The sequence below is a fragment of the Bdellovibrio bacteriovorus genome (assembly GCF_002208115.1).
GTDB lineage: Bacteria > Bdellovibrionota > Bdellovibrionia > Bdellovibrionales > Bdellovibrionaceae > Bdellovibrio > Bdellovibrio bacteriovorus_C.
The window spans coordinates 204,926-228,661 of record NZ_CP020946.1; the positions used below are offsets into that span (position 1 = coordinate 204,926).

Consider the following 23,736-nt stretch of genomic DNA (forward strand, 5'->3'; position numbering starts at 1 on the left):
AAGAATTAAACCGTGAATTCCGCAGGCCAGCTGACGGGTTTGCCGCTGGTGATGTCCATCATGCGATCCAAAGACACCTTGGCTTTCAGGCGCAATGCCTCATCCAGGCCCACTTGCGGCTGGAATGTTTCCAAAGCGTGTTTGATTTTTTCCATGTTGTTCATCTTCATGTACGGGCAGTTGTTGCAAGAACAACCTGCATCCAGAACCGGTGCCTGAATCAGCGTCACGTCCGGACGAAGTTTCTGCATTTGGTGGAAGATGCCGGTTTCAGTGGCCACGATGAACTTCTTCGCCGGGTTCTTTTGAACCTCTTCCAGCAAACGGGAAGTGGAGCCTGCCACGGATGCATACTGCAACACGGATTCATCGCACTCCGGGTGCGCAATCACCACCGCATCCGGGTGCTGGGCAATCAGTTCGTGAAGTTTTCTGGCATTGAACAGCACGTGCACTTCGCACGCCCCTGGCCACAGGACAAATTCACGATTCAGTTTTTTCATCAACCAACGACCCAGATGCTGATCCGGTCCGAACAAAATCTTGCGGTCTTTGGGAATGGATTCCACGATCTGCTGGGCATTGGAAGAAGTGATGATCACATCAGAAATGGATTTCACTTCCGCACTGGAGTTGATGTAAGTCACCGCAATCCCGTCCGGGTGCTGCCGGCGCCAAGCCAGGTACTGATCGTAAGGCGCGCCTTTAACAAGAGAACAACTGGCTTCCATGTCCGGAACCAAAACTGTTTTGGTGGGATTTAGGATCTTCACGCTTTCAGCCATGAACACAACACCGGCAAGCAGGATGGTGTCTTGCTGAACTTGTTGGCCCATTTTCGCCAGATAGAAGCTGTCACCGACATAATCGGCGATATCCTGAATATCACCATCTTCATAATAGTGAGCCAGAATGACGGCGTTTTTTTCTTTTTTCAGGCGCTGAATATCAGCAGCAATATCATAAGACATATCTACCTCGGGCCTATTGTAACCCAAATGAATACAGATGGGCCTCATATAGCACGAAGAGAACGAAATGCAACCCCACAAAAGCCCAGCCCTGACGGCCAAACTCTATAGAGTGGTGCCACCTTTCAACACGTTGATAATGGATTTAGAAACGGTTTTAAGCGATTCAAAGACGCCACGGCCTTCAGAAGCGCAGCCTTCGATTTCAGGGGCGTTATAAGGGTTCAGAGCGCTTCTAAGCTCTGCCAGGGACGCCACGTTCGGCAAATCACGCTTGTTGTACTGCATGATCAGCGGGATTTCGCGGATGTCATAGCCTTGTTGTTCCAAGTTTCTTTCCAGATTGCGCAGGGACTCTAAGTTTTCATCCATACGCTCAATTTGAGAGTCCGCCACGAAGATCACGCCGTCCAGTCCTTTCAGGATCAGCTTGCGGGAAGCATCGTAAACAACCTGACCCGGAACGGTGTACAGGTGGAAGCGGGTTTTAAAACCACGGATGTCACCGACGTTCAGTGGCAGGAAGTCAAAGAACAAGGTGCGCTCAATGTCCGTATTCAATGCCACCAGCTTGGATTTTTGGTCCTCTGCTGTTTTTTGATAAACCCACTGGATGTTCGTGGTTTTACCGCCCAAGGAGGGGCCGTAGTACACGACTTTGCAGTGAATTTCTTTGGCATTGTAGTTAATAAAGGACATTACAGCTCCACGCGGTTTTGCAGGGCGCGACCCATCGTTCTATCATCTACGAAATCGATGTCGCTGCCAATAGGAACTCCATGGGCAATGCGAGAAAGTTTCAAGCCTTTGCCCTGCAGTTGCTTCGCCAGGTACAAAATGGTGGTGTCGCCCTCAAGGTCCGCATCCAATGCAAGGATGATTTCCTTGATCGCAGGACCCGTGCCGTTCAAACCGTCTTCAACTCGGTCGATCAGCTCTTTGATTTTCAATTCTTTAGGACCAATGCCTTCCAGTGGAGAGATCGCCCCATGCAAAACATGGTAGCGGCCACGGAACGCGCCCGAAGATTCAATTCTCATGATATCGGATGGTTCTTCCACGACACAGATGGATTCGTCGGAACGGTGAGAATCCTCACAATAACGGCAGACATCGGTGTCGGTGTAGTTGAAGCAGGTCGGGCAGTCGTGAACTTCAGCCTTGACGCGCAAAAGCGCCTCACTCAAACGTTCCGGGTATTCGTTCCCGGTGCGCAGAATGTAATAAGCCAGACGCTGAGCAGTCTTTGGCCCGATACCAGGCAGACGGCTCAACTCGTGGACTAATTTTTCAAGGGCGCTAATGTGTAACATCTAAATTAAAACATTCCTGGGATATTCAGGCCGCCAGTGATTTTTTCCATTTCTTTAGCGGAAGTATCACGGGCTGTTTTAACTGCTTCGTTGGTTGCAGACAGGATCATGTCCTGAAGCATCTCAACATCGCCAGCTTTCAAAACTTCAGGGTCGATGGTCAAAGCAGTGATCAAGTGGTCGCCGTTCACTTTTACTTTTACAGCGCCGCCACCGGAAGTCGCTTCGTACTCAACTTTTGCAAGTTCTTCCTGGGCTTTCTTCATTTTCATCTGCATTTGGTTGGCTTGCTTCATCAGCTGGGCCATTCCGCCGGGCATACCCTTCATAAAATCTCCTTTTTTAGTGGCCGCGCTTGTTCAGTTCAACGATGGACTTGATCTGTCCCTTGAACACGGTTTGAGCGGCTTTAACCATCGGGTTTTCAATGATCTTGTTGCGCAGATCCTCTTCGGCCATCTGCACTTTTTTCTGCTGGATGGCTTGGGCGGATTCGCCGACCTGATCACGACTCATCAATACTTCAAAAGAATACCCAGCACCCCAGTACGAATCAATAAATCCCTGTAGTTTTTTGCGCACTTGGGCGTCAGCCATTTGGTCTTTCAGGAAGGCCAATTTCACAGGAACGCCAAGGCTGATCAGCTTTCCCTCTTCCTTAACAAACAGTAAATTTTCCACTTTTGCTGCAAACAAAGCGTCGTCCTGGCGAAGCAGTTCGACAAAGTTCACCCAGCGCTCTTTAGAGGTGGAACCAGAGGCAATTTTCGGTTTGCTTTCAACAACCGGAGTTGGTTGAGCTGCCGGAACCGGAGCGGCCGGTGCGGTCGCCGCAGGCTTTGCCACTGGTGCGGGATTTGATTTCAGGGAAGAGGCCGCGGAAGAAGCTTTGTTCAGCGCTGCCTTCATCGCCTCAAGGCCGGTCGGGCCATCAAGAACCTTCTGGGATTCCTCGATGCGATCATGTCCTTTTACGGGAAGGCTTACCGGCGGAACGTAGGGCCTGGCCCCACCTGCGCTGTGAGTGGGAATAGATCCGCCTTGCAACAAAGTCTTCAGATCCACAAGTTTGGGAGCAGAAGCCATGCGCAGCAAAGTCACTTCAAGCACAATGCGAGGATCCTGGGCGCGAGGAATGTCCGAACCGCCTTTTAAAGCCATGTCGAAGAGCATGTGGATGTCCTCTTCCGGCAGACGCTGAGCCATTTCGCTCAAAGCCTGCAGTTCAGAATCCGGCATTTCCAGAATCTGACTGGCTTGCGCTTCAGACACCTTGATCAGAAGCAGGTTGCGGATCATTTCCAAAAGATCCTGAGAATACAAGTGCGGCTCAAAACCGGCCGCAGCGATTTTCTCAATCACTTTCAAAACCGCCTGAGAGTTGCGATCAATCAGAGCGTTCAAAGTTTCAAAAAGCAAAGCCCGGTCCGTCAGTCCCAGGATTTCAACCACACTGGCGCGGGTCAAAGGACCGTTGGCAAAAGTGATCACCTGATCCAGCAAACTTTGCGAGTCACGCATGGATCCATCACCCTGACGAGCCACCACCCACAAAGCTTCATCATCCGCTGTCACGCCTTCACGATCACAGATCAGTTTCAGGCGCTCGGTGATAGAGCGGGTGGAGATACGGCGGAAATCAAAACGCTGACAGCGGGACAGAATCGTCTGCGGGATCTTGTGCACTTCGGTGGTGGCCATGATGAACACCACGTGGGAAGGCGGCTCTTCCAATGTCTTCAACAGGGCGTTGAAGGCGCTGGTGGAAAGCATGTGCACTTCGTCGATGATATAGATTTTGTATTTTCCACTGGAAGGCATGAAAGCCACAGTGTCGCGAAGCTCACGGATCGCATCCACACCGTTGTTGGAAGCTCCATCGATTTCGATCACGTCGATGCTGGAACCCCCTGCGATTTCTTTACAGGAATCGCACTCGTTGCACGGAACAAAGTTCTGGGCATTCGGGCAGCGAAGGGCTTTGGCAAGGATACGAGCGGAAGAGGTTTTTCCTGTACCACGCGGACCTGTGAAAAGCAGGGCGTGAGGCAAGCGACCGTTTTTAAGGGCATTGGAAAGTGTTTGGGTAATATGATTTTGCCCGACAACGTCGGTAAATGATTGGGGACGCCATTTGCGTGCAATCACCTGATAAGACAAAACCCACCCCTCATCACAAACAGGAAAAAAAGTGGCCGAGCACCCCATATCACATAGTCCCTCGAGTGCCGTTGCTTCCTTCCGGACCTAGCGGGATTCGTCAAGAGAGCTATTGTATGGGACCCGGCCACCGCTGGATGTATCCCATTGGTGGGGGGATTACATTCGATAACTCGCCGCGCATTTCAGTTAGTTTGGGAGGGGAACCCCGCTTCGTCGGGCACGCCGTCCGGGCTCTGCTGGCGCCGGGGCGGGGCCCCGGTTCGGGCCGTCCGGGCCCCGCCAGAGGCCCTCCTTCGGGGGTTCCCCTCCCAAACTAACTGAAATACCCGAAGCTATCGAAAATACTGGGGAATGGGATAACTGGGCGGTGGTGCTTGGGGATTTTCTGGCTGGCCCTGCGGGCGCCGCGGTTTTTCTGGCTGGCCTTCGGCGCCGCCTTTTTGGGGCTTGGCCCCTTTCCCCCCGGGGATGGGGAGCGGGGGAGAGGGTTAACTGGGAATTGTTGGGTTAACTGGGAATTGTTGGGGTGGGTCGTTGCTTGCTGTTCCTCATTCCTTGCGCGAGGATTATTCAACTTACCGAGGTGAATCCTATGATGAAATTGATCCTTTCCCTGTCCCTGATCAGCTCCTTTGCTTTTGCTCAATCCGTCGGCGTGAAAGACATCCCGGCTGATGGCGACACCACCATCGAAATCAAAAAAGGCTCTAAAACTCAAAACGAGTACGAAGTCATCCAAAGCGAAGACGAAATCGAAGGCGATGCAGCTCCACTCCTGAAAGAAGCCCGTGTGAATTGGAAAAAAGCCTGCGCCGATTGGAAAGCTGAAACCAAAGATCTGAACAAAGAAAACCGTGTCTTGACCCTGAGCTGCGGAAAAATGGAGTGCTCCACCGTTGCGATGGAATCCACTTGCCGCTCTAAAACCAACGCCAAGATTAAAGTTAAGGTAAAATAGGGTAATTCTTTCCACGCCTATTTCGAATAAAGCTCAACGTGTCTATATTTCCGGGCATGTTGAGCTTTTTTATTTCCCTTCTTCTTTCTTCCGTTTCTCCGGTTCAAGCGGCCACTGTGGGTTCCTGCAAAGGCGTAAACGGTGCAGTTCGTGAAGTGATCTTTCTCGAGCACCAGGACTGTGAACTGGCGGCAAGTCTGTCTGACATCTTCAATGAAATGGCTCAGACCTTTCAATCCACCGCCTCCGTGAATCTTGTGATCGGGGGGCCTTCTGATAATGCCAGCTTTGACAACGGCTCTATCGTGCAGGTGCCTTATCGTATGTTGTTTTACGGAAAGTACGGGCGCAGTTACGAAGTGCCGCTTTCAAATTTGTACGTCAGTGCGGCTCACGAATATGGTCATGCGATTTTCCACGAGGCTCTTCGCAAGTCGGCCGGGGATGAGTATAAAAATCTTTTTGCAAAGCTGGATGATCTTTCGGCACGCAAGCTGGCAATTCTAAAAGGGGCTTCGGATGTGAATTTTGTCGGTGATTCGACGGCGCTTTACTATTCGCCCGAGTTTCGTCACATCAGTTCGCGCATGGGGGCGTATTCGGAATTCTTTGCTGATGTGCTGGCTGTGTATCACTTCAATGACCGCCGGGCGATGGTGAAAGCGCTTTATCACGATGGTCTTGATGACTTTCAATATAACTATATTCGGATGCGTGATTTTTCTTCTGATCCTGATCCCAAGTGGCAACATCTTATGACCGAAGATCACGCCAAGCTCGCGCCCACCAGGGCTTTCGTGGGTCGGCACCTGTGGCCCGAAACTTCGGTTCAGGCCGGGGAGCTGGCGGACTGGATTTTATTTTCGGTGCTTCGTATGCTGACCGAAGACCTGATGGATGACGAAGAGCCGGAATGGGAACTCGCCAACCAGAATCTGATTCGCGAGCTTGAAAGTTTACCGCCTACAGTTGGCAAAGCGGCTTCTGTTCGGTAAGTCCTCCGTCTTGCGGGGTTGTCAGGAACTTGCAGGGATCATATCCCTTGTCCTGCAAAAATATCGTCAGGTCCTTCAGTGTCGCGGCGGGCAGATCCGGAGTGCGTGACAGAATCCAGCCGTAATCGCGGCTTGGGTGGCCCACCACCGCGAACTGATAGTTTTCATCCAAGCGGATGATCCAGTACTTTCCTCCAAAAATGTAAATCCAGCGGTCGCCAATTTTTACGAACGTCACTTTCAGTTTGGCGTTCGTCGTGGGATCCACGACTTTGCCACGGCCCTCAGACTGACTGCGATCGCCGCTGGCGGTCTGACACGAATTCAGAACTTTCACTTCGTTGGTGTCGGTCAGTAGTTCGTACTCTGCGGTGGTGTTACTCACACATTGTTTTTGAAAAGATTGAGGAATCGAGGCGATCTCGTGCCACTTTCCCATATAGCGGGGAATGTCCACTTGATCCACCACCGGCAGATCTGCGGCAAAGGCGAAGCTCGTGGAAGAGAACAACAGTAAGCACAACAGCAGTGGCTTCATGAAAACTCCTTGGTGTTTGAACTTTATACCTCTTTTGGTCTTGAAGGGGTTGGTCCTGTGCTAAAAGACAAATCTTCTTTCAGAGTATTCTCTGAACTGGATGCGCTTATTTAAAGCTGCCTCGCTTTTTACTAACCCTTCCTCCAGAACGAGAGGGTCCTGTCTATGAAAAATATGTAAGCATTGTAGGCTGACACTTCCTTGCGAAAACGCAATGAAGGAGATCAGATGAAAATTAAGAATCACGCTATCACTATGATCGTCGCTCTGGGCTTGCCTCTTATCGGATGTCAGGGCGGATCAGAAGACTTCCAGAACTATTCCAGCACTTCTTCAGCACAAAACGATTCCCAAAATATCACCGACCCCACAGACACCACGGTCGAAGACAGTCACGATATCGCCGATCACATTCACAACGACATTACGGAAGCCATCAGCGAAGACATTCAGGCGCTGGGTTGTGTGAAAGCTTCCACGTCACAAAAAAAGCAAGTGAACCTGGGGCTGTCCAAAAAAGAAGAGTTCCTTGCAAAATGCTCCAAAGAGACCAACGGCTCTTCCTGGTGTGATGAGCTGGTTCGTCCGAATCCACGCAGTGTGAACACATTCCGTTGCACCTACGGTTCGTCCCAGGCGCACAACCTGATTCACCCGGATGAAAGCACCTGGAAATATCCAATCGCGGGTGTGCGCATCCTTCAGGATCTTTCTGCGAAAGGCCTTAAAATCAGCCAGATCTACAACTGGTGGAGACCTGAGCCCTACAACAAAAACGTCGGCGGGGCCGCCGGTCGCCATCCGTACGGAACTTCCATCGACGTTCGTTTCGCCAGCAACAGTGAAGCGGACCGCGCCTTCCGCGAGCTTTGCAAAATGCGTAAAGCCAAACGCCTGCGTGCGATTGGTCACTATGGCAGCGCCTCTTTGCACATTGGTGTGGGTGATAGAACCGCCAACACCTGGGGCAAAAGCTGCAACTGATTTTAATCTAATATCCAAGATTGTCCGTCCCTGAATCTGGACGGACCGGACGCCGAAGACCCTCTTCGGCGTTTCTATTTGAGCTGGCGGGGCCGCGAGTCTGGCCCGGGACTTGATATCTCCTACTTCCGAAAATAGGAGATGCTATGAAATCACTTTTTACCGTCCTTCCGTTTGCTCTGGTTCTGGCGGCTTGTCAGCCGGGTTCTGACTCCAACGGCGACCGTCCCCAAGAAGTCGTTCAGACTGCAAATCCCGACGACCCTCAGAATCCGGACTCGAAGTCCACTTCAGAGCCCTCCGTCACAGTGTCTTTAGATCGTGAAGCAGAGCCCGGTGCAGTTATGGTTCGTATCACCAAAGATAACAGTTCTTTCGGCATCGAGACGGTCGAAAGACTCGAAGTGAGCTCGGGCACTTCGGTCAGCGTTCCGGTCAACGGGGTGGATGTTGTTGATCGTCTTACCACCTCACGCAATGACCTGCGCCCTTGGCACTATAAATATGTCATTCACACAAATCACGGCCAGTTGGTTAAAGAGGTTCGGGTTTTAAAGGATTGGACCTTGGCAGAATCTGTTCGTATCTCTGATTTCAAAATCGAATCCAATCGTATTGAGCTTCGCAAACTGATTCTGAAAGAGGGAGCTGTCCTGATCACTGAGGGGCGTGACCTGCAGATTGACGCCGATGAACTTCGCAGTGACGCTTACACAAGCCTTCAAACCTTCACCGCTAAAGACATTGAAATGTCCAACACCACAAAGGTTCCTGGTCAGGGTGGGGGACGTCTGATTCTGAATTTTAAATATGCGACCGGCCTGTTGAAAATTGAAATGCGCGGACATCGCGGTTCTCGTGGTGAAAAAGGCATTGATGCGACTCAAGAGCGTCCGGCCCAAGCTGCCAGTGGCACGGCGGGAGCATTTCATCCGGGTTTTCCGGGCGGCCTTGATAACGGTGGCGAGCGTCCGAGCTGTGTCAGACAGCCTACCGACGGTCAGAGAGGTGCGAATGGCGTAGCGGGTGCCGACGGCTTCAATGGCTTCCAAGGAGGTTCTTCCGGTTCACTTTATCTGACGCTGCAATCAGCAAGGTTCTTTGACTACGAAGTCGTCTTTGTTCCTGGTGAAGGAGGCGAGGGTGGTGAGGGCGGCAAAGGCCAGCCGGGAGGCTTGGGTGGTCCGGCAGGAGCTTCTGCGCCTCTTTGCAGAAAAGCGAAAGCTGGAGCAGATGGTGCCAGCGGAGCTACCGGCCTTAAAGGCCAACAAGGCGCTGTGGGTATTTTGGGTGAATTCTGTCTAACGGTGGGGAGCAAAGGCACTTCTTGTGTGACCCGCGATCGATTCTCTGGAGGTTTATAATGAAAAACAAACTTATTCCCCTGACGGTAAGTGTGGTGCTGACCTTGTCTGCTTGTGCCCCTCAAAAAGAGACAGTGCGGGAGATCGTTCGTACAGGGGACAGCGCCGATATTCTCGATAACACATCATTATTTCCATTCTGGGAACAGGTGGCGGCGGGCAGAAGCCCGAACCCAGCCCTGGCCGAGCTGTTGATCCCGTATTTGTCAGAGCAGGATCGCTCCAAGTATCTGACAGCCAATGCGGCTGATGACACTGTTCTTGCGGCACTTGAAAGTGACCGTCAGATGGCTAAAAACATTTATCTGCTACAAACCCTGGGCTTCCGAAATGATCCCTCGGTTTTGAATTTTACTTTGAACTATAAATACAACCAGATGTCCTTTAGTGCGAAGGGCCTCAGGGATGATTTCAATTTGAAATTGCAGATTCAGAGGCAGAATCAGGCCATGGACAGTCTGTTGAAAACTTACTCTGAAAGAGCGCAGAAGCTGGCAACCGAACTGATGCCGGCCTACATTCAGCAGCTAAGCCCCGAGGATCAGAAAAAACTTTCTGCTGCTGTTAAGGGTCCTCGCGCTGAGGCCATTGAAAATACAGTTGAGATCCTGAAACGTTACGACAAAATTCTTGCCGCTTATAGTTTCCACGACGAAGACAACACCAAGCTGGTTGTTATCGGGCTTGTGGCCGGGGCTGTGGTGGATCACCTGGCAAAGCAACCCAGCATCCAAGAGCTGATTAAGAAAGCCCGTGAGGTCGGAGATATTGCTGCAAAGGTGCGTGAAGCCGCGTCCTTGGTTCAGCTGATCCAGGACAGTCGTCAAAAGATGGGCGACGACTGGAAGTCGGCCAAAGGCGCCATGGAAGCAATCCTTCAGGAAATCAAAAAAAGCAAATGGGAGCTTGAGTTCCGCCCAGAGACCCGTGTGGAATCTCTGCGCTTGATGAGCGACGCCCTGACCGGGAATCTGCAGTCCGCCGAGGGGCAAGGGCCTTTAAGTGAACCACAGGCCATCAATAAGAATATTGAAACATTTGTTAACAGTGCAGCTTCGGCGGCCGGTCGTCTGGACACGATCTTGAATGCGACGGAAAAACTGGCGGTCACGCTGGGAATCAAAATTGATCCGGGTGTGCAAAAGGCTATTGATACGGCTCGCACTGTGGCCTCGGTAGTAAATCTGACTCAGTCGGTGATGAGCGCTTATGCCTCTGGAGGATTGATCGGTGCGATGAGCATGGTGGCTGGTGGTCCGGGGCCGGCATTGATGGGGGCTGTTTCCGGAGCGGCGATGCAGGCAGAAATGGCGGCCGACCTTAAGGCCATCCGTCGTGAGCTTGCAGAAATCAAACAACTGCAAAAGCAGATGATCGAAATTCAGCTTGAAACCATGAAAATGATCCGCGAACTCGCAGTTGTTGTTGAAGCTTATCACAAGATAGAAATGCGCAAGCTTCAAGAAATCAAGTCCATGATTGTGATGGATATCGAGGCGCAAAGACTTCTCACGCACTCAGAAATTAATTCTTGCGAAAAGATGATTCAATACGGTGTCAGCATGAATGCTGATCGTTCCCAGCCGTATCGCTTGGGTAGTGTTCGTACCGTTGAGGCCACAAGGCAGCTTCTGAAAACCTCTTTGCAGGAAAAAGGAGCGCTGGTGCGATTTGCCCGTTCCTCGGGAGAGTCTAACTATGAAACCTGCCAGCGAAGCATGACCAAAGCTTTTGGCAGCAAAAACGCCAACGAAAATCCGGTTCAGTTTGTGGCAAACTTCCGCAATGACGAGCTGGCGACTTTTCACAAAGATATTTACCAGCCTCTGGTGGAAGCTCTTCAAAGCAAAAAGATTATTTCTTATCCGGTCATGCTGACGGGTTTGCATCTTCCGGCGGTCAATGCAGATTCTTTAAGACGTAAGGTTGAATATGCAATCCGTGGTGAAGGAGCTGTTCACGGTGTTGAACAGTATGACCTGATCAATCTGATTTCAACGGAGGGGCTTGAACGCTACGTGGAAAATCTGCTGGTGCTTCATCCAATTCTTTCTTATGACAAGGCTGATTGGCTGGCGGCAGAAAAAGACGTCAACACTCTGAAAGAGCGCTACAATATCAGCTGGGCCAGATCTAATTATTGGCTTGAAAATGCGCTGTCTCTGGTGCAGTCCGCGATTGCCCAGGAAAGTCTGATGGCTGGAGAGCCCTTGATGCCGGGTTTGGCGGATCAGTTTGGCAGCTTGAGTGAAGTCACAGAATGCAGGGAAGACAATCTTCCCAGCCAGCGTTTGGCGTGTGCCGTCCGTCGCAATGGGATTTTGAACAAGAACCTTCTTGGTTTCGTGATCAGACAGCGTATTCCGGTCGAAGGGTTGCGAACTCACTATCAGAAGGCGCTTTCCGGACTTAAGACTCAGGCCCTTGAGCAGGCTTTGGGGTTGGACTTTGCTGGTAAAATCAAAGTGAAAGAGCCTAAAGAAAAGGAGGAGGGCAAAGAAAAGTATCTGGTCTTTTCCTGGCCGGATAAAGACGGGCTTTACGAAACCCGTTTGCCATCTCCTGATGAAGTCATTCGTGGGGAAATTGTATATACCAGCAACATGAAGCGCCTGCTGGTACTTCAGGATAAGCTGATTGAAGCCTATCTTGAGGTGACTCCAATGGCGGTGGATGAAAGCGTGCAAAAACAAGTGCGCCGGATGATTCTGCAGAAATAAAAAAAAGAGGAGCCTTGCGGGGCTCCTCTTTCATTTTGTCTTTTAGGACAAATCAATTACATGGAAAGAGCTTTTTTCAAGTTCTCATCCAACTTCGCCAGGAACGGCTCAGTGTTCATGTACTTGTCAGCTGGAACTTTGTCGCCATAGATGCAAACGGCAAGGTCTTTGGTCATGAAACCAGCTTCAACAGTCTCAACGCAGACTTTTTCCAAAGTCTGAGCGAACTTCACAAGCTCCTGGTTGTTATCCAGGTTACCACGGTGCTCAAGACCGCGAGTCCATGCAAAGATGGAAGCGATTGGATTCGTGGAAGTTGGCTTGCCTTGCTGGTGCTGACGGTAGTGACGAGTCACTGTGCCGTGCGCTGCTTCAGATTCCATGGTTTTACCGTCTGGAGTGACCAATACGGAAGTCATCAGACCCAAAGAACCGAAACCCTGAGCCACGGTATCGGACTGAACGTCGCCGTCGTAGTTCTTACATGCCCATACGAAGTTACCATTCCATTTCAAAGCGGAAGCAACCATGTCGTCGATCAGACGGTGCTCGTAAGTGATGCCGGCAGCATCGAACTTCACTTTGAATTCTTTTTGATAGATCTCTTCGAAGATGTCTTTGAAGCGACCATCGTATTTTTTCAGGATGGTGTTTTTAGTGGATAGGTACAACGGCCATTTTTTGCTCAACGCCTGGTTGAAGCAAGAACGTGCGAAACCAGTGATGGATTCGTCAGTGTTGTACATGGTCAATGCAACGCCATCACCTTTGAAGTTGTAAACTTCGTGAGTGATCGTTTCGCCACCGTTTTCAGGCTGGAAAGTCACAGTCAGCTTGCCTTTGCCTTTGGTAACGAAATCAGTTGCACGGTATTGGTCACCGAAAGCGTGACGACCGATGCAGATGGGCGCTGTCCAGTTAGGAACCAAACGAGGCACGTTTTTGCAGATGATTGGTTCACGGAAAACAGTACCATCCAAAATGTTACGGATAGTGCCGTTCGGGGACTTCCACATTTGTTTCAGGTTGAATTCTTTTACGCGAGCTTCGTCCGGAGTGATCGTCGCGCATTTGATACCCACGTTGTACTTTTTGATCGCTTCCGCAGCGTCAACAGTCACTTGGTCGTTGGTGGCATCACGATGCTCCATGCCCAAGTCGTAGTACTTAATGTCGATATCAAGGTATGGAAGGATCAATTGTTGTTTGATGAATTTCCAGATGATTCTTGTCATTTCATCACCGTCGAGTTCAACGACGGGATTGGCAACTTTGATTTTTTTCATAAGTCGGTGTCCTTTGTGATTGGATTATAGAAGCCCTGAAAATATAGAATGCCCCTGCCGCGATGACAAAGAAAAACAGGGCATCAAAACCTTCGGACAGCGCCTGAATGGCTGTTTAAGCCACAAAACTGAAGTGAATGCCCTGTTAACGCAAAGTATTGAAATCTCGGAAGAGTTCAAAAACTTCTATTTCAAAAGCGCTCGTTCCAGAAAGACCAGATGGCCGTCGATAGCTTCGTTCAAAGCGGCCTTATTGGTCAGGCTTTGGAATTGACCATCGATCATCAAAACCGAGAAACCATGAATGCCGGACCAAACCGACCGGCCCGCCTCTTCGGGATTGGATTTTTTAAAGATCTGGGACTTCATGCCGTCGTGCAGGCAGTCGGCCAGAATCGCAAAGGCCTTATAGCCCGCGGCTTCAAGCTCTGCGCGCTGGTCTTTGGCGCAGCGAAGCTCCTGATGAAACATCGCCCGGTAATGACCTGAATGGCTTAAGGCAAACTCAATATAAGTTCTTCCCAAAGCCGTGAGACGCTGACGGGGGCTGCGAAGGCCTGCGGTGGAATTTTCAAAAGCGGCAATAAGGTTGTTAAAACCCTCTTCGGCGATATGTGAAAGCAGATCCTGCTTGGATTTAAAGTGGCGGTAAACAGCGGTGTGGCTCACTTTGAGGCTTTGCGCGATTTCGCGTAAAGTAAAATCGGCTTCGCCTTTTTTTTGAATGATTTCAACCGTCTTTTTAATGGCGGCCGTTTTAAGGTCACCATGATGATATGTCTTTGCCATGAAATAAAGACTAGCACCCCTTTTCTATGTTTACAATGGTCACATTAATGTTAACATTGTAAACATGAAAAAGCTCAATGCCTTTTACCGTATGTTAATCGTGTTTTCTTTGTTGGCGCTGGCGGCCAAGGCCGGCGGACTGCTGGCCACCTGGAGGGAGGTCCCTCTGTGGATCATGATTCAGGTCTTTTTCTTTGCCGGGGTCAGTCACTTTACGCCGCTTCGTCATGAGTTCGTGAAAATGATTCCGCCGGTGTTGCCGGCGAAAATGCTTTTGGTCTATGTGACCGGGGCGCTGGAAATTCTGGGCGCCGTGGATCTGGCAGATCCGGTCACGCGTCCTTTTGCCGCCAAGGCGCTGATTGTGTTTTTGATTCTGGTTTTCCCGGCCAATTACTATGCCGCCAAGCATGACATCCGCTTCCGGGGTGCCAAGCCATTGTCAGTGCTTCAGCGCGGTTTGGTGCAGGCCGCTTTCATTGCCGCTTTGTATGTGGGGGGTGTCGCATGAAAAAGATTTTGATCCTGAACGGTCATCCGAACGAAGCAGCACTTTGCGGGTCCTTGGCGCAAAAATACTTTGATGGTGCGAAGGATGCCGGATTTGACGTGAAGTTGGTGCATCTGTCACGTTTGCAGTTTGATCCAATTTTGCATAAAGGTTATCTGCAGATTCAGGAGCTAGAGCCTGACCTGGTTCAAATTCAAAAAGACATCCTGTGGTCGGAACACATTGTGATCGTTCATCCCATCTGGTGGGGAACGGTGCCGGCTTTGTTAAAAGGTTTCCTGGATCGAGTCCTGCTTCCGGGTTTTGCATTTAAGTATCGCAAGGACAATCCGTTGTGGGATCGTTTGTTGAAAGGTCGCACGGGCAGACTGATTATTACGACGGATGCACCATGGTGGTGGAACAAGTTTGTAAATTGGAATCCGGCGATTCATATGATGAAAACCACCGTGTTGGAGTTCTGTGGCGTCAAACCGGTGAAGGTCACACAGTTTGATGAAGTCAAAAACAGAAAGGCCCCACAGATAGAGGCCTTCCTGCAAAAAACTTACGAATTGGGAAAGAAGGGGATTTAAGCCCCCTTCCACCGATTACCTTTGCAGACTGAAAGGGTTTTGTAAGCGGGTTTCCAACAGCTTGGTTTCTGTCTCCAAAGTCTCGAAAGACTTTTCTGGATTTGAATAGCGCACCAGTTTCGGTCCATTGATCGTCCAAGACGCCAATGCAAGCATCATCCTTGTGGATTTGTACGCGAGGTACAGAAGGAAGCTTGTTACTTGACCGGCCTTTTTCACGCTTTCAACAGAAACATCAGCTGAGGTTTCGACGAGACTCATAAAGTATCGTTCGTTTTGGAATTCCCATTCTTTCTTCTTACGCATTAGAGCGTTCATAGCTTCCTCCTCAGGATTAATGATGCTTGCAAGGCGCGGTGGCAAAAGGCCGTTTTGACCGTGCGGATGCAAGAGTTGAAATTTCAGACCGTCAGGCGAAATCGCCCCATGCGAACACGCCTGAGGGACTGAAAAAATAAAATTGTTTTTGGGTTAAGATCCAAGAATCAGACGCGGCAAAGCGTTTTAATTCTTAGAATAGCAGTTCAATTGTCGTGGGATTGAATCTGAGTACCTATGATTGGATATCAGAGGCCATCCCGATGACTGCGGATCCGTGGTGATTGGATTTTTTAATGTTCATCAATTTCATTGATGGCCTCCTTTCAATAGAGTGATTTCAAATATCGGCGAAGATGCTGAAAAAGTAAACTAAATTTTTTGAAATCATTGATCAGAGCCAGTTCCAAGTTGGAACTTGAATGCGTAATTACGTTTTCTTTGTCAGAGATTCGACAAGTTGTTTGAAATACGGCGGCATTTCGGTGCGTGGATACCATGCAAGCGCCACGGAATAATCCAGATGCAAATCACTCGCAAGAAGACAAAGACTGCCCTCTTTAATATAAGGCCGCGCGAATTCTTCCGTCAGAGTCGAATAACCCAGTCCCTGTTGCAGCATGTAGGTCAGCGCATCGATGTTGTTGGCATAGTTACGTAATTTTTGCGCTTTTCCGGCAAGTTTGTACTTCTTTAGCAGATCCAACGTCACCGTGTCTTGAGGATCAAAATCAATAATCGGTTCGTTGGTTAAAATATCATCGAGCGTTCTTTTCTTCCACGCAGAAGCTCCCACCAGAACATATCGTTCCGGGGCGAGCGTCTTGGAATCCAGCTCCAGCCCCACTTGACTTGCAGGCAAAGCCCCAATCTGGGCAAAGCCGGTTTTTAGTTTTCCTAAAACACTGTCGGTGTCGGTGATATCAAAGCGCACGCGCAGCTTCGGATTCTTTTTCATCACCAAGCTGGCTTTAGGGATGATCCGCGAACGCATCAGTGTGGAAGTTCCACTGATGCAGACTTCAAAGAAGCTGGATTCTTTTTTGCCGGAAATTTTAGACAGGGTGTCCCCTTCGAGATCGCGGGCGGCCTGGACATAGCGCAGAAGGGATTCCCCTTCCTGGGTCAGACGCATGCCTTTACGGGAGCGGGTGAACAGCGTCACACCCAGTTGCTTTTCCAGGCTCCGGATTCGTTGGGTCACCCCTGTCTGGGTGAGATTTACCATTTTAGCAGCTTCCAGGACCGTGCCCTTTTGGACGACGGCCCAGAAAGCTTCAAGGGAAGGGCTCAGTAAACTCATTTAAAATCATATTAAAATAAAATATATGAATTATACAAATACTTTGTTTGAAAATAATTTCGCCTCCAACAACGTAGGAGGTTGTCGTGAAATTTAAGTCTTTGATGGTTCTTTCCGGTTTGATTCTTTCCACCACAGCGGCGCAGGCGGATTGTTTCCTTGATCGTGCCAGCAGTTATCAGTGTTCTTTCCCGAAGCAGATCACCTGCACGAAAGAAGCGGACCCTGCCACTGGCGGTAACACGCAGCAATTGTCTGTAACTTTCGATGACCAAGGGAAAGTGACTTACGATCTTTCAACTTGGGTTGCTGGGAAATGTCCAAGCCGTAACTGCGGCAGCGAAGTCCAATACACGAACGAAGGTTCCAGCGCAGAGCCAGGAAAAACCGGCGGCGTGAACAACTACAATGATCACCAGTTGGTTTTGAATGTTGCAAACGGCAATGGCCTTGAGTTCCTGATGATCCTGGAGCACAAAATGCCACAGGCTTTGCAGTCCTTTGTTCCGATGACTGTGAAGACTTTGCAGGTTCAAGGCACAGAGCTGACAGGAAAAGGCACAAAGTGGGTCTGCCACTAGTCTGCTGACCGGATTATCCCACGACAAAGTGGTATTTCGGGGCTTCTGAGTCGCGGTTTAAAGGGTCTTTTTGACAAAAGACTTGGAAAACCGTCAACTGATTCAGGGGACAAACTAAGGCCGATGCCTTTATAGTGGCCTCGGGTTTTAGTTTGGACAAAGGAGTCCCGGATGAAAAAACTTTTAGCAGGTGTCTTTGGTATTGTGGCGATGAGCATGTCGGCACAAGCGGAAAAAAAGGCATCGAACTGTGAAGTCACGGGACTTGTGGATCGCATGACCTGCCCTTACTTGGAAAAGCTGGTGTCCGGTCCGCACCTGACTCGTCATGTGAAATACTCCCTGCCTAAGGGAAAAACGCCGAAAGCGGGATGGCCCACGGTCATTCTGTATCAGGGCAGCCTTTTCCCGGTGGAGTTTTCCCGCAGCAGTCTGATGATTGCCGGGGGTTATAACGAAATTCGTCTGATCCAGACGCTGCTTGATTCCGGTTTCGCGGTGATTGCGCCGCCGGCAATTGAAGGCGTGGCCTGGATGACGAATATCGTGGGCATTGACTATGACACTTCTGAAGATCGCTATTTCGTGGAAGAGCTATTAGTAGCCATGGGGAATGGGGAATTCGGGAAGTTGAACATGGATCGTCTGTATGCCACAGGGATCTCCAGCGGTGGATATCATTCCAGCCGTATGGCGGTGGCCTTCCCAGGGGTGTTTAAAGCCCTTGCGGTTCACTCGGCGTCTTATGCTGATTGCGGGGGGCCGATGTGTTTTGTTCCGGCACAAGTTCCGGAAAATCATCCACCAACAATCTTTCTGCACGGCCGATTGGATCCGGTGGTTCCAGTGCGCACGATGTATCCATATCACGAGACTTTGAAAAATCAGGGTGTTGAAACCGAGATGTTCGTCAGCCCTTGGGCTCGTCACGAATGGCTGGAAGAAGCTCCCGAGCTGATCACCAACTGGTTCATCAACCATAAATAGTTGAAATAGATATCGTTCAATTAACAAAAGCCAGGCGTCACAACCTGGCTTTTTTCATTTCTTAACTGATCAATCACAAGCAGATTGACGTCCTCTTGTGCCTTGCGGGTCTTGGTGGGTGTAAGGTTGCAACTATCTCAGAAAAAAGACGACCGAACTTTTTCTTCAGTTCAACCTAGGCTTCCAAATTCAAACCAAACCAAGACGAGGAGGTCTTTATGAAAGTAAGAAATATTATTGCGGGCTTAGTATTCCTGGCAGCGAACTACGCGGTGGCGTATCCGATGGTGGGGGATAAAGTGGAATGGAAAGGCACGGTAGTGGGCACTGACGGCACTTCTACAGAGGTGTTGGGTTCTAAAGAAGTTCTTGAGCAGGATCCAACCACAATGAAGTGGCTGGTGAAATCCTGGTACAAAATGGGCAAGTGGGAAAAAATGGAAACGAAGTACGCTAAAAAAATGTGGACTCCGGAAAAGTGGACGACTCTTCAGACAAACTGCGTGGCAAGGGGCGGGGTGCTTGAAGACGTGACCGTTCCAGCGGGCACCTACAGCACTTGTAAGCTTACGAAGTCTTCCGAGGACTTTGTCGGTCTTGGCAAGCATGATGATGACGATGATGGAACCATGACAATGTGGATGGGGGATGTTCCATTTGGCGTGGTGAAAGTCATGCACACAGGGGACAAAGGAACAAAAACGATCGAGTTGAATACCGTTACTTTGGGCCAGTAAGTGCCTGACTTTCAACTTCAAGAGCCGCCCAGTGCGGCTCTTGTTTTATAACAGCAAGGACATGATTTTAAAGGCCACCCGGAAAGAGTTCTCTACACTAGAGTCAGCAACATGAACAAACCGAGGAGCCAATCATGAGACATGAACAAGTAAGAGAAAGTTCACGTGGCAGAAAAGCCGTTCGCGCCAGTTCTGTCGGCAGCTCAAAAAAAACGCGCAGAAAATCCGCCAGCGCAAAAAAAGCGGTCGGTGGATCCAAAGTTCGCAGCGTTCGTAAAAAAGCCGCGGCAAGCAAAACCGCCAAACCTAAATCCGCAGCAAAAACCCGCACGCGTCGCGCAGGGGCGTCTAAAACCATCGGTGGCACGGCTAAAAGAAAATCCGCCAGCAGCAAGGCCACACCACGAGCCCGCAATGAGGCCACAATTGACGAGATGAGCTTTGCTCGCGGCAGTGAAGAAAGATATTCGCGCGCAACGGCTCAGCCTAAAATGAGATTGCCACGCAAAGGGTTGCAAAAAGGAATTTCAAACCTCAGTGCCCGTGCTGAAAAGGACATTCTGCCTTCAAATTCCATCAACCCGGCACTTCGTCGACGTTGATTCTTTCAACAGAATGGCTGAAATGAAAAGACCCGCTGTTATGCGGGTCTTTCTTTATCCGATCTTCCAGGCGATCTTTTCCAGGGCTTCAACTTCTTCCGCCCAATAGGTGTATTTGTTAAATTCCGGGAACAGGCGCGGAAAGCTTGGATCTGTCCAGCGTTTTGCAATCCATCCGGCATAGGAAACAATCCGCAAACCCCGAAGCATCGGGATCCAGGACCACTGATGATCCGGGAATTCGCGCAGTTCTTCATAGCCTTGAATGATCTGCATGCGCTCGTCATCCAGACTGTCTTCATCACCTGACAACAGCATCCAGAAATCCTGAATGACCGGGCCGTTGACGAAATCATCAAAGTCGACCAGGAAGAATTCTTTGCCGTTATTCAGTAAATTGCCTTTATGGCAGTCGCCGTGAATGCGGATAAATTCGGACGTATCAAAGCTGTCGTCAATGGCGTACAGAATATCTTCTGCGGCGATGTTGTAGCGTTCACGCAGTTCCGGGGTGATCCAGTCTTGCAAGAAATCCAATGTGTCCCAACCACCATAATAGCTGGTATCCAAAGTCGGACGGTGCGGGGCGGGCTTTCTTGCGCCGACGTTATGAACCTGCGCCATCAGGCGGCCGACCTTATGCAGTTCGCCGGATAAAAATTCTTGCGGCATACGGCCCAGAACCTTTGGGAAGAAAGCGACGTACATGCCATCGACTTCCTGGATGGTGGAATCATGGCCCTGGAACAGGGGGGCCACCGCCGGGATGCCTTCGGCTTTCAGAGACAGCAGAAATTCATGTTCTTCCAGGATGGCGTCTTTGCTCCAGCGCTGGGGGCGATAGAATTTGGCGATGACATTGTTGCTTTGGGCGCCGGGAAAGCTCGGCTGTTCCAGCTTGATATCAAAAACGCGGTTTTCATAGGAATTTAGCTGCGTGAATTCGCCGGTAGGATAAAAGCCCGCGTGTTCTGCTGCCAGCAGCACTTTTTCAGGGTCTAGACTGTAAAAAGAAGAGCTTTTATCCATTATCAGATCTTGCCAGTTTTTAAGGCTTAAGTCATTCTCTGACTGATGAGCGGCAAAGAAACTTTTCTCTTCGCAAAATGGCCTGTAGAGGTGCATCGACGGAATTTTCGTCGCTCGGTTTCCATTTATCTTTATCCCAATAAACCCATCAAGGTTGTCGCGGCGAAAAGCACGCCCCAGAAGGTCATCGTTGATTTTCTGATGGCGAAAAAAGACTGGATCGAAAAGAACTTTGAAAAGTTCCAGGAAATCGCCGAAAAGTTCCCGGATAAAAAGATCAAAGCCTATGAAAACTTCCCGTTCAAAGGCAAAGAGCGAAAACTAAAAGTCGTCATCACCCTTCACAAAAAAACCTTTGTGTCGGTGACCGATGAACATCTGCTGCTTCACATTCCAAGAAACGACTGGAGTGCCAATTCCCTGATCGAAGAGCATCCGACCGCTTTAAAGGAAATCCGCCACTTCTACAAACGTGAAGCCGTGGATTTTTTAAGTGAGCGTGTGAAGTTTTGGGCGGGTGAAATGAACCTGCATCCTTCACAGGTGAAATTCCGCGAACAAAAGACCCGCTGGGGCAGTTGTTCTTCGCGCAAGGTGATCAATTTGAACTGGCGCCTGATTGTGTTTACCCAGGAAATCATCGACTACGTGATTGTGCATGAGCTTGCGCACTTGCAGCACATGAATCATTCCAGCCACTTCTGGAGTCTGGTCGAAAAGTACGTGGAAAACTATAAAGACATCGTCAAAACAATGAAGGAATCCCAGTATCTGGTGGAATTCCTTTCTGAAACCTAGCTAGTAAATGCCGTTGCTGGTTTTCTTGCGCATCAGTTGCAGGGCCAGCAAAGTGCCGACATAACCCACACACGCACCAAAGATAATATCGCTGACAAAGTGGTCATGCACCACCACGCGGGTCAGGCAAATCAGCATCGCAAACGGAATCCAGAACCATTTGAATCTTGGGAATGCCACGCTCAGCATGGTTGCCACGGTGAAGATCACCTGCGAATGGCCGGAAGAAAACGAATGCCAGTGCCAATGCGTCGTAAAATGATCAAAGACGTAGGGATCGAAATCCGGTGTTTTGTGCGGACGCTGACGGCCGACGTTGAATTTGATGATATGGGTGATGGCACCAGAAACCAGCAGGGCCACAAAGAAATTCAAAGCCCAGCGGCGATAGTAGTCCACGCGGTCCAGATGTGTTTGCAGGAAGCTTAAACGGGGGCCGATCCATTTACAGAAGATCCACACCAGCAAAGCACCCACGAAATAGTACTCGGATAAAGCGATGTCCGTCAGGATGCGGGCAGGGGCGCGGATCAGGCCTTTGACTTCTTGTTCAGCAAAATACAAAGAAGCTTGTTGATCCACGAACACCAAGGCCAAACCAGCCAGGACCAGGGCGATCAGGGTGACTTTAAGAATATGTCGAATCAGTTTTTTTGGGTCGCTCAGAAGCTCGCCGAATTGTTGTACAGGCATGTAATTCCTTCTAAAAGCCAGTCTAAAACCTATCTGTATTGAAATACAAGGCCTGATGAGGGGTGACGAAATCTGGCCCGAGCCTTGCTAAAGGTCCTTTCTGAATTGGTTTATAGAAAGAATACTTGGAGGTTTCTCATGTTACCAATGCTTCACAAGCATACAATCATTACGGCCGCTTTGTTGGCTTCTTTGTCTCTTACTGCGTGTGGTAAGAAAAAAGACGTATTCAGTGAGCCTAAAAAAGAGGCGACTCAAACAGACTCTAATAAGACGAGCGATACCAACGATAAATTAGGTGGCGGTCTTCCTGACCCTGCAGATCCTAATGCGGGCTCTAAGCCTCAACCACTTCCGGGTAAACAGCCGTCAACTCCGACGCCTCCTCCTCCACCAAAAACTCCAGAGGCGCCTCAGACTTCCAATCCAACACCTCCACCGGCACCAGTTCCAACGACTCCGCCGCCAGTGGTGGGCACTCGTCCCGCTCCGGCTCCAGGCACGAATGTGATTCCTGGGGACTATAACGAAAAAGACCCGAACAGTCTGAATCGTGACAATCTGACAAAACGTATGACTGGTGGCGTGACTGAAGACGGTCTGGTTTATACTTCGTCATCTACCGATGAGCTTTTGAACTATCTAAGAGCTCGTAACGAAAAAGTTAGCTATGAAACTCGTCGTTTGAACAACGAAGCGGCGGCTTCTGTTCAGTCTGCGAAAATGTCTGTGGATGGTTTGTCCGGTGACGTGATCATCACTTTGAAAATCAAAGAAGGTAATGACATTAAAGTGTACAACGTAGCGGGTTCTTCCGGTGAAGGTGCTGCTTCTCCGGTAAGATCTGTGCGCGCTGGTAATGGTGAACGTTCCACAGGCACTCGCGCTTTGGAAGGCACTGTGAAATGTGTGGACTTGGATGGTCTTTGCGAAACAACTTTCGCGCGCTTGAAAATCGGTTCCAGCCCCACTTCTGCGATCATCAATATCGTATTCAGAAACTCTTCTGCTGACTTGTTCTTCAAACTTCCAGGCAACTACTCTGACAACCCAGAGTATCTGGTTCTGCGTGAGTTCATGAGAAACACTTACTTGAATGAAAACACTCAAGATAAAGTGAAGTCCGTGAAAATGTCCTCTTTCGAAGTTGTAAACGGTCGTTCCGGTTTCACAGTTCTGATGAAAGGTGGCAACAGCGAATTGCTGGCTTTTGCCGGTCCGTTGCTGGCTCCTGAAGCGGGTACGGGTGTGAACATTCCTCTTTCCCGTATCGCGAAAGATCAGGAAGACACTTTGGATTTGATCTCTTTGAACAACACCAAACTGACTTATGCTAACTGGATCGGCGAAGCTCGTCTTGTGGCGAACAACGGTTTGGGGCAGATTCGTTTGGCTTTGAAAATGAGAAAACGCGCAACTTATGCTCAAGATCAGTTCGCGATCACGTTCATGCGTAAGATCAAACCTATCGTTGATCTTACTGATGACAACTTGAAATAGTCCCTAAAAGAACCCTTTCGA

At 49.8% G+C, this 23,736-nt stretch carries 25 protein-coding genes and 1 other RNA gene; 13 read left to right on the plus strand and 13 right to left on the minus strand.

Features of this window, described 5'->3' with window-relative positions:
• Nucleotides 1-5 precede the first annotated feature (5 nt).
• The 6 genes from nadA to ffs form a co-directional block, all read right to left on the minus strand.
• A complete protein-coding gene (gene nadA, locus B9G79_RS01010; RefSeq protein ID WP_011166042.1) occupies nucleotides 6-971 on the minus strand; it encodes a quinolinate synthase NadA in 966 nt (321 codons plus the stop codon).
• 105 nt (nucleotides 972-1,076) lie between these two features.
• Nucleotides 1,077-1,670, minus strand: a complete 594-nt coding sequence (mglA, locus tag B9G79_RS01015) for a GTPase MglA (RefSeq protein WP_011166041.1) — start codon at nucleotides 1,668-1,670, stop codon at nucleotides 1,077-1,079.
• Entirely contained in the window at nucleotides 1,670-2,284 is a 615-nt protein-coding gene (recR, locus tag B9G79_RS01020; protein WP_088563896.1) for a recombination mediator RecR, read from the minus strand. The genes mglA and recR overlap by 1 nt, the downstream gene beginning before the upstream one ends.
• 5 nt (nucleotides 2,285-2,289) lie before the next feature.
• The gene (locus tag B9G79_RS01025; protein WP_011166039.1) at nucleotides 2,290-2,613 is read right to left on the minus strand and encodes a YbaB/EbfC family nucleoid-associated protein; all 324 of its coding nucleotides are present in this window, start codon (nucleotides 2,611-2,613) and stop codon (nucleotides 2,290-2,292) included.
• A 13-nt stretch (nucleotides 2,614-2,626) separates the two neighbouring features.
• Complete coding sequence (gene dnaX, locus B9G79_RS01030; protein ID WP_088563897.1) at nucleotides 2,627-4,444, minus strand: DNA polymerase III subunit gamma/tau; 1,818 nt, start codon at nucleotides 4,442-4,444, stop codon at nucleotides 2,627-2,629.
• 30 nt (nucleotides 4,445-4,474) lie between these two features.
• An RNA gene (gene ffs, locus B9G79_RS01035) (signal recognition particle sRNA small type) lies at nucleotides 4,475-4,573 on the minus strand.
• A gap of 466 nt (nucleotides 4,574-5,039) precedes the next feature.
• On the opposite strand from ffs, the gene B9G79_RS01040 reads away from it, so the two are divergent.
• Both B9G79_RS01040 and B9G79_RS01045 read left to right on the plus strand, forming a co-directional pair.
• Nucleotides 5,040-5,405: a hypothetical protein gene (locus B9G79_RS01040; protein WP_038450262.1), complete on the plus strand. Its 366-nt coding sequence runs from the start codon at nucleotides 5,040-5,042 to the stop codon at nucleotides 5,403-5,405.
• Nucleotides 5,406-5,461: 56 nt separating this feature from the next.
• Complete coding sequence (locus tag B9G79_RS01045) at nucleotides 5,462-6,400, plus strand: hypothetical protein (protein ID WP_088563898.1); 939 nt, start codon at nucleotides 5,462-5,464, stop codon at nucleotides 6,398-6,400.
• Here the strand turns inward: B9G79_RS01045 and B9G79_RS01050 are convergent.
• The gene (locus B9G79_RS01050) at nucleotides 6,369-6,938 is read right to left on the minus strand and encodes a lipocalin family protein (protein ID WP_088563899.1); all 570 of its coding nucleotides are present in this window, start codon (nucleotides 6,936-6,938) and stop codon (nucleotides 6,369-6,371) included. The genes B9G79_RS01045 and B9G79_RS01050 overlap by 32 nt on opposite strands.
• A 228-nt stretch (nucleotides 6,939-7,166) precedes the next feature.
• Here B9G79_RS01050 and B9G79_RS01055 point away from each other — a divergent pair, with 228 nt between their 5' ends.
• From B9G79_RS01055 to B9G79_RS01065, 3 genes are all read left to right on the plus strand, one after another.
• A complete protein-coding gene (locus B9G79_RS01055) occupies nucleotides 7,167-7,922 on the plus strand; it encodes a hypothetical protein (protein ID WP_088563900.1) in 756 nt (251 codons plus the stop codon).
• A 146-nt stretch (nucleotides 7,923-8,068) separates the two neighbouring features.
• Nucleotides 8,069-9,286 carry a hypothetical protein gene (locus B9G79_RS01060; RefSeq protein ID WP_232468962.1) on the plus strand — a complete coding sequence of 406 codons (1,218 nt, stop codon included), beginning with the start codon at nucleotides 8,069-8,071 and terminating at the stop codon, nucleotides 9,284-9,286.
• Nucleotides 9,286-12,006: a hypothetical protein gene (locus B9G79_RS01065; RefSeq protein WP_088563901.1), complete on the plus strand. Its 2,721-nt coding sequence runs from the start codon at nucleotides 9,286-9,288 to the stop codon at nucleotides 12,004-12,006. The genes B9G79_RS01060 and B9G79_RS01065 overlap by 1 nt, the downstream gene beginning before the upstream one ends.
• A gap of 56 nt (nucleotides 12,007-12,062) precedes the next feature.
• Here B9G79_RS01065 and B9G79_RS01070 read toward each other — a convergent pair whose 3' ends face one another.
• Both B9G79_RS01070 and B9G79_RS01075 read right to left on the minus strand, forming a co-directional pair.
• The gene (locus tag B9G79_RS01070; RefSeq protein WP_088563902.1) at nucleotides 12,063-13,292 is read right to left on the minus strand and encodes an NADP-dependent isocitrate dehydrogenase; all 1,230 of its coding nucleotides are present in this window, start codon (nucleotides 13,290-13,292) and stop codon (nucleotides 12,063-12,065) included.
• Nucleotides 13,293-13,478: 186 nt separating this feature from the next.
• Nucleotides 13,479-14,081: a TetR/AcrR family transcriptional regulator gene (locus B9G79_RS01075; RefSeq protein ID WP_088563903.1), complete on the minus strand. Its 603-nt coding sequence runs from the start codon at nucleotides 14,079-14,081 to the stop codon at nucleotides 13,479-13,481.
• A 64-nt stretch (nucleotides 14,082-14,145) separates the two neighbouring features.
• Here B9G79_RS01075 and B9G79_RS01080 point away from each other — a divergent pair, with 64 nt between their 5' ends.
• Nucleotides 14,146-14,592, plus strand: a complete 447-nt coding sequence (locus B9G79_RS01080; protein ID WP_088563904.1) for a DoxX family protein — start codon at nucleotides 14,146-14,148, stop codon at nucleotides 14,590-14,592.
• Nucleotides 14,589-15,167 (plus strand): NAD(P)H-dependent oxidoreductase, encoded by a 579-nt coding sequence (locus B9G79_RS01085; protein ID WP_088563905.1) that lies wholly within the window; start codon nucleotides 14,589-14,591, stop codon nucleotides 15,165-15,167. Before B9G79_RS01080 ends, B9G79_RS01085 begins: the two co-directional genes overlap by 4 nt.
• A gap of 15 nt (nucleotides 15,168-15,182) precedes the next feature.
• On the opposite strand, the gene B9G79_RS01090 is transcribed toward B9G79_RS01085, so the two are convergent.
• Complete coding sequence (locus B9G79_RS01090; protein WP_088563906.1) at nucleotides 15,183-15,485, minus strand: hypothetical protein; 303 nt, start codon at nucleotides 15,483-15,485, stop codon at nucleotides 15,183-15,185.
• A gap of 430 nt (nucleotides 15,486-15,915) precedes the next feature.
• Nucleotides 15,916-16,788, minus strand: coding sequence for a LysR family transcriptional regulator (locus tag B9G79_RS01095; RefSeq protein ID WP_088563907.1), 873 nt, complete (start codon nucleotides 16,786-16,788; stop codon nucleotides 15,916-15,918).
• 86 nt (nucleotides 16,789-16,874) lie between these two features.
• Here B9G79_RS01095 and B9G79_RS01100 point away from each other — a divergent pair, with 86 nt between their 5' ends.
• The 4 genes from B9G79_RS01100 (at nucleotide 16,875) to B9G79_RS01115 (ending at nucleotide 19,695) form a co-directional block, all read left to right on the plus strand.
• On the plus strand, nucleotides 16,875-17,369 hold the full coding sequence (locus tag B9G79_RS01100) for a hypothetical protein (protein WP_088563908.1): 495 nt from the start codon (nucleotides 16,875-16,877) through the stop codon (nucleotides 17,367-17,369).
• Nucleotides 17,370-17,540: 171 nt separating this feature from the next.
• Entirely contained in the window at nucleotides 17,541-18,356 is an 816-nt protein-coding gene (locus B9G79_RS01105; RefSeq protein ID WP_088563909.1) for an extracellular medium-chain-length polyhydroxyalkanoate depolymerase, read from the plus strand.
• Between the two features lie 218 nt (nucleotides 18,357-18,574).
• Nucleotides 18,575-19,093 carry a hypothetical protein gene (locus B9G79_RS01110; protein WP_088563910.1) on the plus strand — a complete coding sequence of 173 codons (519 nt, stop codon included), beginning with the start codon at nucleotides 18,575-18,577 and terminating at the stop codon, nucleotides 19,091-19,093.
• Between the two features lie 134 nt (nucleotides 19,094-19,227).
• Entirely contained in the window at nucleotides 19,228-19,695 is a 468-nt protein-coding gene (locus B9G79_RS01115) for a hypothetical protein (RefSeq protein WP_088563911.1), read from the plus strand.
• A gap of 54 nt (nucleotides 19,696-19,749) precedes the next feature.
• Here B9G79_RS01115 and B9G79_RS01120 read toward each other — a convergent pair whose 3' ends face one another.
• Complete coding sequence (locus tag B9G79_RS01120; protein ID WP_088563912.1) at nucleotides 19,750-20,724, minus strand: serine/threonine protein kinase; 975 nt, start codon at nucleotides 20,722-20,724, stop codon at nucleotides 19,750-19,752.
• A 90-nt stretch (nucleotides 20,725-20,814) separates the two neighbouring features.
• On the opposite strand from B9G79_RS01120, the gene B9G79_RS01125 reads away from it, so the two are divergent.
• Complete coding sequence (locus B9G79_RS01125) at nucleotides 20,815-21,522, plus strand: YgjP family zinc-dependent metalloprotease (RefSeq protein WP_232468963.1); 708 nt, start codon at nucleotides 20,815-20,817, stop codon at nucleotides 21,520-21,522.
• Here B9G79_RS01125 and B9G79_RS01130 read toward each other — a convergent pair whose 3' ends face one another.
• Nucleotides 21,523-22,215 carry a phosphatase PAP2 family protein gene (locus tag B9G79_RS01130; protein ID WP_088563914.1) on the minus strand — a complete coding sequence of 231 codons (693 nt, stop codon included), beginning with the start codon at nucleotides 22,213-22,215 and terminating at the stop codon, nucleotides 21,523-21,525.
• A gap of 138 nt (nucleotides 22,216-22,353) precedes the next feature.
• On the opposite strand from B9G79_RS01130, the gene B9G79_RS01135 reads away from it, so the two are divergent.
• The gene (locus B9G79_RS01135) at nucleotides 22,354-23,715 is read left to right on the plus strand and encodes a hypothetical protein (RefSeq protein WP_232468964.1); all 1,362 of its coding nucleotides are present in this window, start codon (nucleotides 22,354-22,356) and stop codon (nucleotides 23,713-23,715) included.
• Nucleotides 23,716-23,736 lie beyond the last annotated feature (21 nt).